Raw genomic sequence first — 13,298 nt, forward strand, 5'->3', positions numbered from 1 at the left:
GTGATGTCCATCCTGCCGCAGCCCACGAGTCGGCGGAGCATCGAGCCCGGAACCGGGTCCGGTGTCTACGCTGGTTGGTGTTGTGGGACCACTTGCCCGCCGGCACCCCGCCGGCGGCCCTACGAGCCGAGGAAACCCGTGAGCGACACCCCATTCGGATTCGGCCTTCCGCCGGAGGAGCCGGAGAACGGCGACGAGGGCAAGAAGAAGGGCGGCCAGGGCGGCCCCAATCCGTTCGGGTTCGCCGGATTCGGCCTGCCCGGCGGCGCTGGCGACCAGGGCGGCGCGGACAACCCGTTCGCCGCGATGTTCGGCTCGATGAACCCCGCCGACCTCGGCGCGGCCTTCCAGCAGCTCGGCCAGATGCTCAGCTACGAGGGCGGTCCCGTGAACTGGGACATGGCCAAGGACGTCGCCCGCCGGACCGTCTCCCAGGGCACGCCCGACGGGGTGAAGGACACCAGCGTGGGCATCGCCGAGAAGTCCGCGGTGGAGGAGGCCGTGCGGCTGGCCGACCACTGGCTGGACGACGTCACCTCGCTGCCCTCGGGTGCCACCACGGCCGTGGCGTGGAGCCGCGCCGAGTGGGTCGAGGCGACCCTCCCGGTGTGGAAGGAGCTCGTCGACCCGGTCGCCGAGCGGGTGGGCGTGGCCATGGGCAGCGTGCTGCCCGAGGAGATGCAGGCCATGGCGGGCCCGCTGCTCGGCATGATGCGCTCCATGGGCGGGGCGATGTTCGGCCAGCAGATCGGGCAGGCCGTGGGCGTCCTCGCCGGCGAGGTCGTCGGCTCCACCGACATCGGCCTGCCGCTGGGCCCGGCGGGCAAGGCGGCGCTGCTGCCGCTGAACATCGAGGGCCTCGGCAAGGACCTCGGGGTCCCCTCCGAGGAGGTCCGGCTGTACCTGGCCCTGCGCGAGGCGGCCCACGCCCGGCTCTTCGCGCACGTGCCGTGGCTGCGCTCGCACCTGTTCGGCGCGGTCGAGGGCTACGCCCGCGGCATCAAGGTCGACACCTCGAAGCTGGAGGACGTGGTCGGCCAGATCGACCCGAGCAATCCGGAGCAGCTCCAGGAGGCGCTCCAGGGCGGCATGTTCCAGCCGCAGGACACCCCCGAGCAGAAGGCGGCCCTGGCCCGCCTGGAGACGGCGCTCGCACTGGTCGAGGGCTGGGTGGACGCGGTCGTGCACGAGGCGGCCAAGCCCCGGCTGACCTCGGCGGACGCCATGCGCGAGACCATGCGGCGGCGCCGCGCCTCGGGCGGCCCGGCGGAGCAGACCTTCGCGACCCTGATCGGGCTGGAGCTGCGCCCGCGCCGGCTGCGGGACGCCTCCCGGCTGTGGGCCTCGCTGACCGACGCCCGCGGTGTGGACGGCCGGGACGGGCTGTGGGCGCACCCGGACATGCTGCCGACGGCCTCGGACCTCGACGACCCGGACGGCTTCGTGCACCGCGAGCACCCGGACTTCTCCGAGATCGACAAGATGCTCGGCGAGGCGGCGGAGCGCCGCGAGCAGGGCGGCCAGGGCGGTCAGGGCGACGGCGAGGGCGAGGGGAAGCAGTGAGCCTCCACGAAGACGCGGTCCTCGTCCTGAAGGAGTACGAGGGCCGGGACGACGAGCAGGCCGCGCTGCGGGACGTCTACCTGGAGCACCTCGCGGCGCACCCGGACGGGGTCTACAAGCCCTGCCAGGCGGGGCACGTGACGGGCAGCGCGCTCGTGGTCGACCCGGAGCGGGGCCGCGTGCTGCTGACGCTGCACAAGAAGCTCGGCATGTGGCTCCAGATGGGTGGTCACTGCGAGCCGGGCGACGCCACGCTGGCGGGGGCCGCGCTGCGCGAGGCCGTCGAGGAGTCCGGCATCGGCTCCGGGCTGGCGCTGCTGCCCGGCGGGCCGCTGCGGCTCGACCGGCATCCGATCCCGGCGCCGTGCAACTGGCACCTGGACGTGCAGTACGCGGCGCTGGCCCCGGCGGATGCGGTGGCGGAGATCAGCGAGGAGTCGCTGGACCTGCGCTGGTTCGCTTACGAGGAGGTTCCGGCGGTGGCCGACACCTCGGTCGTACGACTGGTGGAGGCGGTGCGGGCGCGCCTGTGACGCCCGTACGGACGACATGACGGAGGGGCGGCTCCCCGCGCGGTGCGCGAGGAGCCGCCCCTTTCCGTCCCGTTCGGTCCCGTTCGGTCCCGGGGTCAGTTCCAGACGTTGTTCTGGTTCTGGGCGTGGGCGCCGTGCTGGCCCACGCCGAACTGGGCGGCGAGGCCCTGGCCGATCTGGGCGTTCTGCGGCGGCAGCACCTCGCTCGGCTGCACCAGGGCGAAGCCGGTGCCGAGGAAGCTCAGTTCCCAGCCCTCGCCGGTGTTGCCGCGGCGGCGCCAGACGCCGGTGGAGTGGGTCTGGGCCTGCATCTGCACGCGCAGCGAGGTGGACCAGGCGACGATGGCGTCGGCGTCCACGTTGACGTACTTGTCGGGCGTGACCTGCATCATCAGCGGCTGACCGGAGGTCATGAGGGCGACCTTGCCGCGGCCGGTGATGTTGAGCTGGTACTTGCCGGATCCGGAGATCCCGTACTGGCTGTCCACGGCGATGACCTCGGCGTGCAGGCTGGAGTCCATGGCCAGGACGTAGCTGCTGTCCACCGTGAGGCCCTCGTGGTCGACGTCCACGACGTGCACGTACTGGGCCAGGTTGGCCAGGTAGACCGTGCCCTGCCCGGAGCAGCGCATCAGGTCGAGGCCCTCGCCGGTGCGGCTGCGGGCACCGCGCTGGTTGCTGTTCTGGTACTCGCCGTCGAAGTCGACGATGCCCTGGTAGGCGACCATGGCGCCCTTGCGGGCGAGCACGTCGTCGGAGCCGGCCAGGGTGACCCGCAGCAGCTGCGGGTTCTGGACGGCGTACCGCTCCTGGGACTGCTGCTCGGCGTAGCCGAAAAGTGAGCTCTGCATGTTCTGTCCGCTCCCCCTCAGCCCCGCGTCCGGAGCCGGTCGGTGCTGTCCTCGCTGGGCTGTACGACGACGATGCCCTGGCCGGAGAAGGCCATCTGGTAGGCCTCCCCGCTGCCCCGGCCGATCATCGACGAGGCCTTGAAGCTGCGCTTGCCCTTCACCTTGAGGTTCGGTGACCAGGCGACGAGCGCGTCCGGGTCGACGTACGTCTCGTCGTCGCCGCGGCCGCAGTCGACGACGATCGGGGTGCCGCGGGAGGTGATGGCGACCCAGCCGGTGCCGGCGATCTGCACGTTGAACAGGCCCTGTCCGGCGAACTTGGCCATGCCCTTGACCCGCTCGACGCCCCACTGGAGGTGGGCGTCGAAGGCGAGCAGGTTGGTGCCGTTGACGGAGAGGGCGTCGTTGTTGAGGTTGAGCACGACGACGTCCGCACCGTAGTCGGCGAGGTAGAGCAGTCCGTCGCCGGTGCACTTCATCAGCGGGGCGCCCTCGCCGGTGAGCCACTGGGAGGCCATCTGGCGCATGGCCGGCGGGTTGGGCTCGTACTGGATGAAGCCCTCGTACGCCACCATCGATCCGGTGCGGGCGAAGAGGTCCTGGCCGCTCTGCATGGCGACCTTGAGCATGGCGCGGCCGTGGTTCTCCATGCGGGCCGTGACGGGGGTGGGGGCGTAGCCCGCGAGCTGCTGGTTCATTGCGTTCATGACGGGCTCCCTCAGACCTCGTACGGCTGGACGACGATGAAGTTGCCGGGGGCGCCGCGGAACTGGAGGTTCACGCTCTCCCCGCTGTGGCCGGGGTAGGCGTTGCGGCGCAGCCGGACCTGGCTGGAAACGATCACCTGGGAGGCCGCGGACCACGCGACGATGGCGTTGGCGTCCGCGAAGGTGGTCGGCGTGACGGGCAGGACGACGGGGGCGCCGTGCGTCTTGACCACCACCGTGCCGGTGCCGTGGAACTGCATGGTGAACAGGGCCCCGCCGGGAATGCCGTGGCCCTCGATGCGGCGCACCTCGTACTGGAGGGACTCGTCGAAGGCGAGGACGTTCTCGGAGGAGACGCACAGGGCGTCGCCCTGGAGCTCGACGGCGTGCAGGTGCGCGCCGTTCTCGGCGAGGAAGACCTGGCCGCGGCCGCTGCAGCGCATCAGCTGCATCTCCTGGCCGGTGGCGTTGCCGACGATGCGACCGGCGAAGCCGGCCCCCTTGTAGCTGAAGTCGACCTTGCCCTGGTACAGGACCATGCTGCCCTGGCGGGCGAGGACGGGCTGGCCGCCCATGGCCAGGTCGACCCGCATGAGCTGCTGGTTCTGCGCGGTCCAGCGGGCGCCGGTGGGCACCTCCTTGTACGGCTGCAGGGCTGCGCCGAGGCCGGGTCCGGCCGCCGCGGGCACGGCGTGCGGGGCGCCCTGGCCGGGCATCTGGCCGTACGGGGACGGCTGCTGGCCGGGGACCTGGCCGTAGGAGGGCTGCGGCTGGCCGTAGGGGGCGGGCGTCTGCCCGTAGGCGGGCTGCGGCTGCTGGCCGGGGACCTGGCCGTACGAGGGCTGCGGGACCTGCCCGTAGGACGGGGGGCCGGGCTGCTGCGGCGGGTGGGGCGGTTGGCCGTAGGGGGTTGCCGGGGGCTGAGGGGCCTGGGGGGCTTGGGGTGCCGGCGGGGCCATCGGCGCGACCATGGTGGGGGCCGAGTGGACCGGGGCGGGCGGGGCCGGCTGCTGGTACTGCGGGGCCGGGGCCTGGGGGGCCTGGGGCGGCTGCGGGGCCTGGACCGGGGCGCCGAAGGACGGCGCGGGCGCGGCCCCCTGCGGCGGGGCGAAGGACGGCGCGGGCGCCGGAGCCTGCTGCGCGGGCTGGGCCGGAGCCTGCTGCGCGGGCTGCTCCTGCTCCTCGGCCACCTCGCCGCCGAAGTGCTTCAGGAGGGCGGCGAGCCCGCCGTCGAAGCCCTGGCCGACCGCGGCGAAGCGCCACACGTCCTTGAGGTAGAAGTCGCCGAGCATCAGCGCGCGCTCGGTGCTGAACTCCGCGCCGGTGAACGAGTACCGGACGACCTCCTCGCCGCCGGCCACGATCCGGATGTAGCCGGGGCCGATCTGCGACATCTGGCCGTCGCCGTCGAGGGTGGCGGTGAAGGACAGCTTGTGGATGTGGGCCGGGACGCGGTCGAGCGTCACCCGGAAGGACTCGGTGTCGCCGGCCTGCGCGCCGAGCTGCTGGACGGACTCCTCCGGCGACTTCGGCTGGTTGTAGAAGACGAAGTAGCGGTCGTCCGAAAGCTGCTCGTGGGCGTCGAGCCCGAAGCAGCTGATGTCGAAGGCGAGTCCCGGCCCGGCGATCTGCACGCCCACGTACAGGTCCGTGCCCGCCGTCAGATCGCTGATCTTGGCCTTGTGACCGCGTTGGAATTCCCTGGCCATGCGTAAGACCGTCCCCCATCCCGACAGTGAAATGCGTGCCGCTCAGGCTAGCCGCATCCCACGACATCCGGCCAAGTCGGTACCGACCCGGTACATCTCGGTACCGACCCGGTACACGGCGCCGGGTCCCGGGCGGACCCGGCGCGGACGGCGGACGCCCCGCCGGGTCAGTCGCCGTCGTCGCGGGGCTCGGGGACCTTGGGCAGGCGCTCGGCCGCGGCCACGCCCTCCAGGTAGCCGCGGGCCCGCTCCGTGCGCGGGTAGGCCTCCAGCAGCGCCCAGAAGCGCGGGCCGTGGCCGGGGACCAGGAGGTGGGCCAGCTCGTGCAGCAGCACGTAGTCGACCACGTACTCGGGCATCCCCTGGAGGCGGTGCGAGAGCCGGATGCTGCCCTCGGCCGGGGTGCACGAGCCCCAGCGGGTGTTCTGGTTGGTGACCCAGCGGACCGAGCGGGGGCGGGCGCGGGCGCCGAGGTACTGCTCGGACAAACGGTCGGCGCGCTCGGCGAGTTCCGCGTCCCCGAGGGTGCGCCTGGTCTCCCGGGCGGCGAGCCGGTCGAGCATGACGCCCACCCAGCGCCGCTCCTCGGCCTCGGACATGCGGGCAGGGATGAGGACGACCGTGCGGTCGCCCTCGCGGTAGGCGGACACGGTCCTGCGGCGGCGCGCGCTCCGGCGGACTTCGACGGCGCGCTGCGCGGGGTCGGCGGACACGCCCAAGACCGTACCCGCTCGGCGCGGCCGGGGGAGCCCGGCTCCGGTGTTCGGACCTGATCCATTCGCAGCGGGTGCCGCATACACCCCCCTTCTCCATCTCATATGCCCAATAGGTCGTGCCTGTGGACAAACTCGCGCGTCGGTTGCGGCGGGCGGGCACTGTGGCGGGGACGGGAAATCCGAGGGCGGGAAACCGAGGGCGGTCCGCACGGGCGGTGCGCCGACGAGGAGGGGGAAGGCCGTGTATCCGAAGGTGAAGCCCGCGCTGGCCAGGGCGTGGCGGGACCTGCAGACGGTCCAGTTCGGGGTGACGCCGGCGCATGCGGTGGTGCTCGGCCCGGTGGACACGGCGACGGGGGCGCTGATCGACCGGATCGACGGGACCCGCGGCATGGACCTGCTGCGTACGGAGGGCGCGGCCATGGGGCTGCCCGACGGGCAGGTCGACGGGCTGGTGCGCCGACTGGCCGCGGCCGGGCTGCTCGACGACGCCACGGCGGGCGGTCCTCGGGCCCAGGCGGTGCGCAGACGGCCGGAGACACTGGAGCGGCTGGGACCCGATCTGGGCTCGCTCTCGCTGGTCCGCCGCGAGCCCGGCGGGGACCTGCGGGGGGTGGCGGCGCGGCGGGCGATACGGATCCAGGTGCGCGGCAGCGGCCGGGTGGGCGCACAGATCGCCGCGGTCCTGGCGGGGGCCGGGGTGGGCCGGGTGGAGGTGCTCGACGGAGGGCGGGTGGAGCCGGCGGACGTGGCGCCGGGCGGGCTCGGGGCCGAGAGCGTCGGTCGGCTGCGGTCCGAGGCCGCCGCGGGGCTGGTGCGCGCTTCGGCTCCGGGGCGGGCACCGCGGGCGGCCGAGCGGGAGGGTCCGGAGACCGGGCCGGCCCTGGTGGTGGTGGCGCCGCGGGACGGTCTCGCCGCCTGGGCGCCGGATCCGGCCGTGGCGGCCGACTGGATCGCCTCCGGCGTCCCGCACTTGTACGCGGGGGTGCTGGAGGGCACCGGGATCGTCGGGCCGCTGGTGCTGCCGGGGGCCACGGCCTGCGCGGGCTGTATGGAGCGGGACCGGGTCGAGCAGGACCCGGCCTGGCCGCGGATGCTGGTGCAGTGGCGCTCGGCGCACCGTAGACGGGCGGCGGCGGCCTGCGATCTGGGGCTGTCCGCGGCGGTGGCCGGGCTGGCGGCCGCGCATGCGCTGTCGTTCGTCGACGGGGAGCTGCCGGCCTCGACCGCCTCCCGCTGGGAGGCCGCCCTGCCGGCGCTGCACTGGGAGCGCACCGGGGTCCGACCGCACCCGGACTGCCCGTGTGCGGCGGCCGCGCTGGCGGCGGAGGAGGAGATGCGGCCATGAGGCGGGGCGGTTGCGGCCCCGGGCGGGGCCGGACGGTGCGCGCCGGACGGCGTGGAAGGGCCATGGCAGGATGCCTGGAGGTCGCAGGCACGGGGAGGGCACCCCTGAACCGCCGCTTGCGCCACGGCTGTCTGGGAATTGGAGGGGCGCATGTCTGATCTTCCCCGGAAGGCGGTCACCCGTACCGTCAAACTGGCCGCGCTGCCGCTGGGCATCGCGGGTCGGGCCACCTGGGGGCTGGGGAAGCGGATCGGGGGCAAGTCGGCGGAGATCGTGGCGCGCGAGATCCAGCAGCGCACCGCCGAGCAGCTGTTCCGCACGCTCGGAGAGTTGAAGGGCGGTGCCATGAAGTTCGGGCAGGCGCTCTCGGTCTTCGAGTCGGCCCTTCCCGAGGAGTTCGCCGGCCCGTACCGGGCGGCGCTGACCAAACTTCAGGAGGCGGCTCCGCCGCTGCCCGCGCAGACGGTGCACCAAGTGCTGGCGGAGCGTCTGGGGGACGACTGGCGGGACCTGTTCGAGGAGTTCGAGGACAAGCCGGCGGCGGCGGCCTCGATCGGGCAGGTGCACAAGGCGGTGTGGCACGACGGCCGGCAGGTGGCGGTCAAGGTCCAGTACCCGGGGGCCGGCGAGGCGCTGGTGTCGGACCTGCGGCAACTGGGCCGGTTCGCCGGGCTGCTGGGACCGCTGGTCCCGGGCATGGAACTCAAGCCGCTGATCCAGGAGATGCGCGACCGGGTCGTGGAGGAGCTGGACTACGAGCTGGAGGCCGAGGCGCAGCGCACCCATGCGGACGCGTTCGAGGGCGATCCGGACGTGGTGGTACCGGACGTGGTGCACCAGGGCGACCAGGTACTGGTGACGGAGTGGCTGGAAGGGACCCCGCTGTCGGAGGTGATAGCCGACGGAACGCAGGAAGAGCGGGACCGTGCGGGGCAGTTGCTGGCCCGGTTCCTGTTCACGGGGCCGGCGCGCACCGGGCTGCTGCACGCGGATCCGCACCCGGGCAACTTCCGGCTGCTGACGGGGCCGGACGGCCGGACCCGCCTGGGCGTACTGGACTTCGGCACGGTCGACCGGCTGCCCGGGGGCTGGCCCAAGGCCATCGGCACCTCGCTGCGGATGACGTTGGAGGACGATGCCGAGGGGATGTACGGGCACCTGTCGGCCGAGGGGTTCGTGAAGGAGTCCATCGAGCTGGACCCGCAGGCGGTGCTGGACTACCTGAAGCCGATCATCGAGCCCGTCGAGGCCGAGGAGTTCACCTTCACCCGGTCGTGGCTGCGCGGCCAGGCGTCGCGGATAGCCGATCCCCGCTCCCCCGCGCACCAGTTGGGCCGGCAGATCAACCTGCCGCCGGCTTACCTGCTGATCCACCGGGTGACGCTGAGCACGATCGGGGTGCTGTGCCAGCTGGGTGCGACGGTGCGGCTGCGCAGCGAACTGGAGTCCTGGCTGCCGGGGTTCGTACCGGCGGAGTGAGACGGGGGGCGGTCGGGAGCGGGTCGGGAGTCACCACCAGGAGGAGTCGAGGCGGCCCTCGATCGCCCGGAGGTTCTCGCGCGCGCAGTCCACGCAGAAGTACTGCCTGGTTCCGTTCTCCACGGAGCAGGTCCAGGTGGGCGGGGGGCCGTTGGGGGACCGTGTGCCGCAGCGCGCGCAGACGACGGGCTGGGCCTCGGGTCCCGACGGGTCGGGAGGGGGAGTCGGCTGGGCCACCTCACGACGATATCCCCGCGGGGAGGTGGAGAGGGCCGCAACGCACCGGGGGGACCGGTCCGTTCGGACCGGTCCCCCCGGTGTGCTGCCCGCGCCGCCGGGCGGCGGCGCGGGCGGGCCGGTCTCAGTGCATGACGGCCATGGCCAGTGCACGGCGGGCGCGCATGGAGACGCGCTCGGCGCGACGCTGCATGCGGCGGGCGGCGACCAGGCGCAGGGCGCGACGCTCGGCGTCGGCCTCACGCATGCGGTCGTCCATATGCGCACGGGCCAGGGCTTCTGGGATGAGTTGCATTTCGCGGGTCCTGTTCTGACGCGAGGTGATCGCGCCGGTGGTGATGAAGTCTGCGGTGGCGGAGCCGTGCGGCTTCTCGCTCGTCGTGTGGGCGGTCATGGGGGCCTGCTTCAGGGGGTCGTGCGTCACGGGGCGGTCGATGGTTCCGATGGCGTTCATGCCGAGGCAACCGGGTTCTTGCGCGGGCGGCCACGGGGACGCTTGCGGGCGACGACCACACCCTGGACGAAGAGCTCGCCACCCCAGACGCCCCAGGGCTCGCGGCGCTCGAGCGCACCGGCGAGGCAGGCCTCGACCAGCGGGCAGGTGCGGCACAGGGACTTGGCGTACTCGACGTCGGCCGGGGCCTCGGCGAAGAAGACCTCGGGGTCGTAGGTACGGCAGGCGACGGGCACGCCGAGGTTCTCGATGGCGTCGTCGAGCGCGGTGAGCGCGGTGAGGGGAGTCAAGGCGGAGTCCTCCGGGACTGAGGGCGGGGAGATCGTCTGGGTCTGCGGTACGGACGGGGCGTGCTCTTCGAGTTGCACGGTGTGTTCTTCCTCGTCTTGTTCGTCTAGTCGTTCCGGCCGGGTTCGGCCGGGGGCGGCTGGTACCTGGTCTTGCCAGTCCCGTGGCTCCTTCTCGCCGTCGTCCCCGTTCGGGGACAAACAGAAGGGCCGCGGATCCCGGGTGGGGTTCCGCGGCCCTGAAGGCGCCGGCCTGATCATCGGATCAGGCTGGATCACTCCAGGGTTCGAGCCCGCGGAAGGCCCACATCAGGTGGTGGTGCTGCTGCTTCGTCTGCGTCGTCTTGGATCCGGCACCGGCCGCGAAGGCAAATCCATAGGCCTGGGCCTGGGCTTCTGCCAGCACTGCCACCGGTGCCTGGGTCGGTCGCTCATTCCGCTCGCTCGCGAGCAGCGCGGCGGGCGCGGCCAGCAGGGCGCGGCTGTCGGCGGAAATCGCGGACAGACCGGTGCCCATGAGCGGGAGGAGCGAGGAGGAGCCGAGCGTGCAGGAAGCGGCGACCGAGCGATCGGTCATTTTGGTGGTGGTGATGAAGCTGGTCACTGGTCTCGCCTCCTCTCGGCGTCTCGGGGACGGGGCCCGGGGGCCCGTCCCGTGTATTCGGATAAGTACAGCACGGATCGGAAGCTTCGTCAGAAGCCACCGTTTCCGTTGCTAAGAACCTATGGGGATCGGCTGGGCATGTGCAAACTATTTTTCCGACGAGTTTCTACGCGTCGGCGCCGTGCCCGGCGTCAGGCTCCTGACCTGCGCAGATGGCCAGGACCTCGGATCCGTACCGGTCAAGTTTGCGTCCAGGCACGCCGGGGATGACCGCGAGCTCGCCCGGCTCGGCGGGCGAGGCCTCGGCGATCGCCATCAGCGTCCGGTCCGTGAAGACGCAGTACGCGGGCACCTTCTGCTCCCGGGCCTGTATCGCGCGCCACTCCCGCAGCCGCTCGTACAGCCCCTCGTCCATGTCGGACGGGCAGTCCTCGCAGCGCATCAGCTTGAGTTCGGCGGCGGCGGTCAGCGTCCTGCCGCAGACCCGGCAGCGGGCGGGGCCGCGCCGGGTGCGGCGGCGGCTGTCCCGCTCGGTCCCCTCCCGCTCGGCCGGGGCGCCGGCCCGGGCGGCGAGGGCCCCGGAGCCCGGCCTGAGCCCGTTCAGGAAGCGGCTGGGCCGACGGGAGGGGCGGCCGCCCGGGGAGCGCGAGAGGGCCCAGGAGAGGGTCAGGTGGTGCCGTGCCCGGGTGACGCCGACGTAGAGGAGCCGTCGTTCCTCCTCGATCTGCTCGTCGGTCTTCGCGTAGGTGATCGGGAGCATGCCGTCGGTGAGGCCGACCAGGAACACGGCGTCCCACTCCAGGCCCTTCGCCGCGTGCAGCGAGGCGAGGGTGACGCCCTGGACGGTCGGCGCGTGCTGGGCGGCCCGGCGCTCCTCCAGCTCCACCGCCAGGTCGGCGAGGCTGGCCCCGGCCCGGGCCCTGGCGAAGTCCTCGGCGAGCCGGACCAGCGCGGCCAGCGACTCCCACTGCTCGCGCGCGGCCCCGGAGCCGGCGGGCGGTTCGGCGGTCCAGCCGGTGGCGCTGAGCACCGCCCGGACCTGGGCGCCGAGCTCGACGACGTCGTCCAGCAGCGGGTCGTTGCCGGCGGAGCGGGCTGCGCCGCGCAGGGCGAGGAGCGCCTTCTGCACCTCGGCCCGCTCGAAGAACCGCTCGGCGCCGCGCAGCTGGTAGGGGACGCCGGCGTCGGCGAGGGCCTGCTCGTAGACCTCGGACTGGGCGTTGATGCGGAACAGCACGGCGATCTCGCCGGCCGGGACGCCGCCGGCGATCAGCTTCCGGATCCGGGCGGCGACGCCCTCGGCCTCGGCGGGCTCGTCCGCGTACTCCGCGTACACCGGGTCGGGGCCGGGTTCGCGCTGGGAGAGCAGCTCCAGGCGGTGGGCGGCGGCCCGGCCGCTCGCCTGGGAGAGGAGCCCGTTGGCGAGGTGGACCACCTGCGGGGTGGAGCGGTAGTCGCGGACCAGCTTGACGACCGTGGCCTGCGGGTAGCGGATGCGGAAGTCCAGCAGGTGGTCCGGGGTGGCCCCGGTGAAGGAGTAGATCGTCTGGCTGGCGTCGCCGACGACGCAGAGGCTGTCCCGGTCGCCGAGCCACAGCTCCAGCAGCCGCTGCTGGAGCGGGCTGACGTCCTGGTACTCGTCCACCACGAAGTGCTGGTACTGGGCGCGGATCTGCTCGGCGATGTCGTGCCGGTCCTGGAGGATGCCGACGGTGAGCAGCAGCACGTCCTCGAAGTCGATCGTGCCGCGCTCACGCTTGAGCTGCTCGTACGTCCCGTACAGCTGGGCGATCTCGGCCATGTCGCGGGGGGCTTCGCGGCCCGCCTTGAGGGCGGCCGCCGGATAGTCGGCGGGCACGGTCTGGGTGACCTTCGCCCATTCGATCTCGCCGGTGACGTCGCGCAGCTCGCTGCGGTCCAGGCGGACGCCGCAGCGGGTGCCCGCCTCGGCGACCAGTTGGACCTTGCGTTCGAGGAGCCGGGGCAGCTCGCCGCCGACGGCCCGCGGCCAGAAGTACTGGAGCTGGCGCAGGGCGGCGGAGTGGAAGGTGCGGGCCTGGACCCCGCCCGCGCCGAGGGTGCGCAGCCGGCCGCGCATCTCGCCCGCGGCGCGGTTGGTGAAGGTGACGGCCAGCACACTGGCGGGCATGAGCTGCCCGGACCGGACGCCGTAGGCGATGCGGTGGGTGATCGCCCGGGTCTTGCCGGTTCCGGCGCCGGCCAGCACGCACACCGGTCCGCGCAGGGTCGTGGCGACCTGGCGCTGCTCCGGGTCCAGGCCCAGGAGCACCGCGTCGGCCGAGCCGGCCGAGTCGTCTGCGCCGGCGGGGAAGGACGGGAAGGGCGTTGCTGCTGTCACCCCGCCATGCTGCCAGGTCCGGACCCGGGGGCGGGAAATCCGTCCACAGGACCGTCGCCGCGGTCACACCGTCGTACTTGACGTATGCGCCGTGCGACGGGTGCGGGAATGGCTCGGGGCTCCCGTACGTTCGAGTACCCGGACCACCCAGGCCCGCCCTGGACCACCCACCCCACGAGGAGCGCAGCATGCAGGACACGGGTTCCGTCACGATGTACAGCACGACCTGGTGCGGCTACTGCCGCCGGCTGAAGACCCAGCTGGACCGGGAAGGCATCGCGTACAACGAGATCAACATCGAGCTGGACCCGGAGTCCGCGGCGTTCGTCGAGAAGGCGAACGGCGGGAACCAGACCGTTCCGACCGTGCTGGTCGTGTCCTCCGCGGGCACCGAGTCGGTCATGACGAACCCGAGCCTGGCCCAGGTGCAGCAGGCACTGGCTTCCTAATC

The 13,298-nt window shown here is 72.9% G+C and carries 14 protein-coding genes; 5 read left to right on the forward strand and 9 right to left on the reverse strand.

Translation table 11 applies throughout. The annotated features are described in order from the left end of the window. Window positions 1-138: 138 nt before the first annotated feature. Together ACSHWO_RS12055 and ACSHWO_RS12060 are read left to right on the forward strand one after the other, a co-directional pair. Window positions 139-1,563: a zinc-dependent metalloprotease gene (locus ACSHWO_RS12055; RefSeq protein WP_385849114.1), complete on the forward strand. Its 1,425-nt coding sequence runs from the start codon at window positions 139-141 to the stop codon at window positions 1,561-1,563. Then, window positions 1,560-2,096, forward strand: coding sequence for an NUDIX hydrolase (locus ACSHWO_RS12060; protein ID WP_385849115.1), 537 nt, complete (start codon window positions 1,560-1,562; stop codon window positions 2,094-2,096). The genes ACSHWO_RS12055 and ACSHWO_RS12060 overlap by 4 nt, the downstream gene beginning before the upstream one ends. A 95-nt stretch (window positions 2,097-2,191) precedes the next feature. Here ACSHWO_RS12060 and ACSHWO_RS12065 read toward each other — a convergent pair whose 3' ends face one another. The 4 genes from ACSHWO_RS12065 to ACSHWO_RS12080 form a co-directional block, all read right to left on the reverse strand. Further along, window positions 2,192-2,947, reverse strand: a complete 756-nt coding sequence (locus ACSHWO_RS12065) for an AIM24 family protein (RefSeq protein ID WP_361089135.1) — start codon at window positions 2,945-2,947, stop codon at window positions 2,192-2,194. Window positions 2,948-2,964: 17 nt separating this feature from the next. Next, window positions 2,965-3,645, reverse strand: coding sequence for an AIM24 family protein (locus ACSHWO_RS12070; RefSeq protein WP_385849122.1), 681 nt, complete (start codon window positions 3,643-3,645; stop codon window positions 2,965-2,967). A gap of 20 nt (window positions 3,646-3,665) precedes the next feature. Continuing rightward, on the reverse strand, window positions 3,666-5,363 hold the full coding sequence (locus tag ACSHWO_RS12075; protein WP_438311728.1) for a TerD family protein: 1,698 nt from the start codon (window positions 5,361-5,363) through the stop codon (window positions 3,666-3,668). A 167-nt stretch (window positions 5,364-5,530) separates the two neighbouring features. Next, window positions 5,531-6,181 carry a M48 metallopeptidase family protein gene (locus ACSHWO_RS12080; RefSeq protein WP_438311730.1) on the reverse strand — a complete coding sequence of 217 codons (651 nt, stop codon included), beginning with the start codon at window positions 6,179-6,181 and terminating at the stop codon, window positions 5,531-5,533. Between the two features lie 139 nt (window positions 6,182-6,320). Between ACSHWO_RS12080 and ACSHWO_RS12085 the strand changes: the two genes are divergently transcribed. Both ACSHWO_RS12085 and ACSHWO_RS12090 read left to right on the forward strand, forming a co-directional pair. After that, window positions 6,321-7,427, forward strand: a complete 1,107-nt coding sequence (locus tag ACSHWO_RS12085; protein WP_361089141.1) for a ThiF family adenylyltransferase — start codon at window positions 6,321-6,323, stop codon at window positions 7,425-7,427. Between the two features lie 150 nt (window positions 7,428-7,577). Next, the gene (locus tag ACSHWO_RS12090; RefSeq protein ID WP_438311733.1) at window positions 7,578-8,906 is read left to right on the forward strand and encodes an ABC1 kinase family protein; all 1,329 of its coding nucleotides are present in this window, start codon (window positions 7,578-7,580) and stop codon (window positions 8,904-8,906) included. Window positions 8,907-8,936: 30 nt separating this feature from the next. Here the strand turns inward: ACSHWO_RS12090 and ACSHWO_RS12095 are convergent, their stop codons facing one another. The 5 genes from ACSHWO_RS12095 to ACSHWO_RS12115 all read right to left on the reverse strand — a co-directional run bounded on the left by ACSHWO_RS12095 (window position 8,937) and on the right by ACSHWO_RS12115 (window position 12,847). Then, the gene (locus tag ACSHWO_RS12095) at window positions 8,937-9,143 is read right to left on the reverse strand and encodes a hypothetical protein (RefSeq protein ID WP_385849120.1); all 207 of its coding nucleotides are present in this window, start codon (window positions 9,141-9,143) and stop codon (window positions 8,937-8,939) included. A gap of 124 nt (window positions 9,144-9,267) precedes the next feature. Next, entirely contained in the window at window positions 9,268-9,597 is a 330-nt protein-coding gene (locus ACSHWO_RS12100; protein ID WP_361089147.1) for a hypothetical protein, read from the reverse strand. Beyond that, complete coding sequence (locus ACSHWO_RS12105) at window positions 9,594-9,965, reverse strand: WhiB family transcriptional regulator (RefSeq protein WP_361089149.1); 372 nt, start codon at window positions 9,963-9,965, stop codon at window positions 9,594-9,596. Before ACSHWO_RS12105 ends, ACSHWO_RS12100 begins: the two co-directional genes overlap by 4 nt. 184 nt (window positions 9,966-10,149) lie before the next feature. Beyond that, window positions 10,150-10,488: a hypothetical protein gene (locus ACSHWO_RS12110; protein WP_385849414.1), complete on the reverse strand. Its 339-nt coding sequence runs from the start codon at window positions 10,486-10,488 to the stop codon at window positions 10,150-10,152. 166 nt (window positions 10,489-10,654) lie between these two features. Next, complete coding sequence (locus tag ACSHWO_RS12115) at window positions 10,655-12,847, reverse strand: ATP-dependent DNA helicase UvrD2 (protein ID WP_385849415.1); 2,193 nt, start codon at window positions 12,845-12,847, stop codon at window positions 10,655-10,657. A gap of 188 nt (window positions 12,848-13,035) precedes the next feature. On the opposite strand from ACSHWO_RS12115, the gene ACSHWO_RS12120 reads away from it, so the two are divergent. Beyond that, window positions 13,036-13,296: a mycoredoxin gene (locus ACSHWO_RS12120; RefSeq protein WP_438311737.1), complete on the forward strand. Its 261-nt coding sequence runs from the start codon at window positions 13,036-13,038 to the stop codon at window positions 13,294-13,296. Window positions 13,297-13,298: the final 2 nt, after the last annotated feature.

The organism is Streptomyces pallidus (ex Mingjun et al. 2026), from assembly GCF_051550185.1.
Lineage (GTDB): Bacteria > Actinomycetota > Actinomycetes > Streptomycetales > Streptomycetaceae > Streptomyces.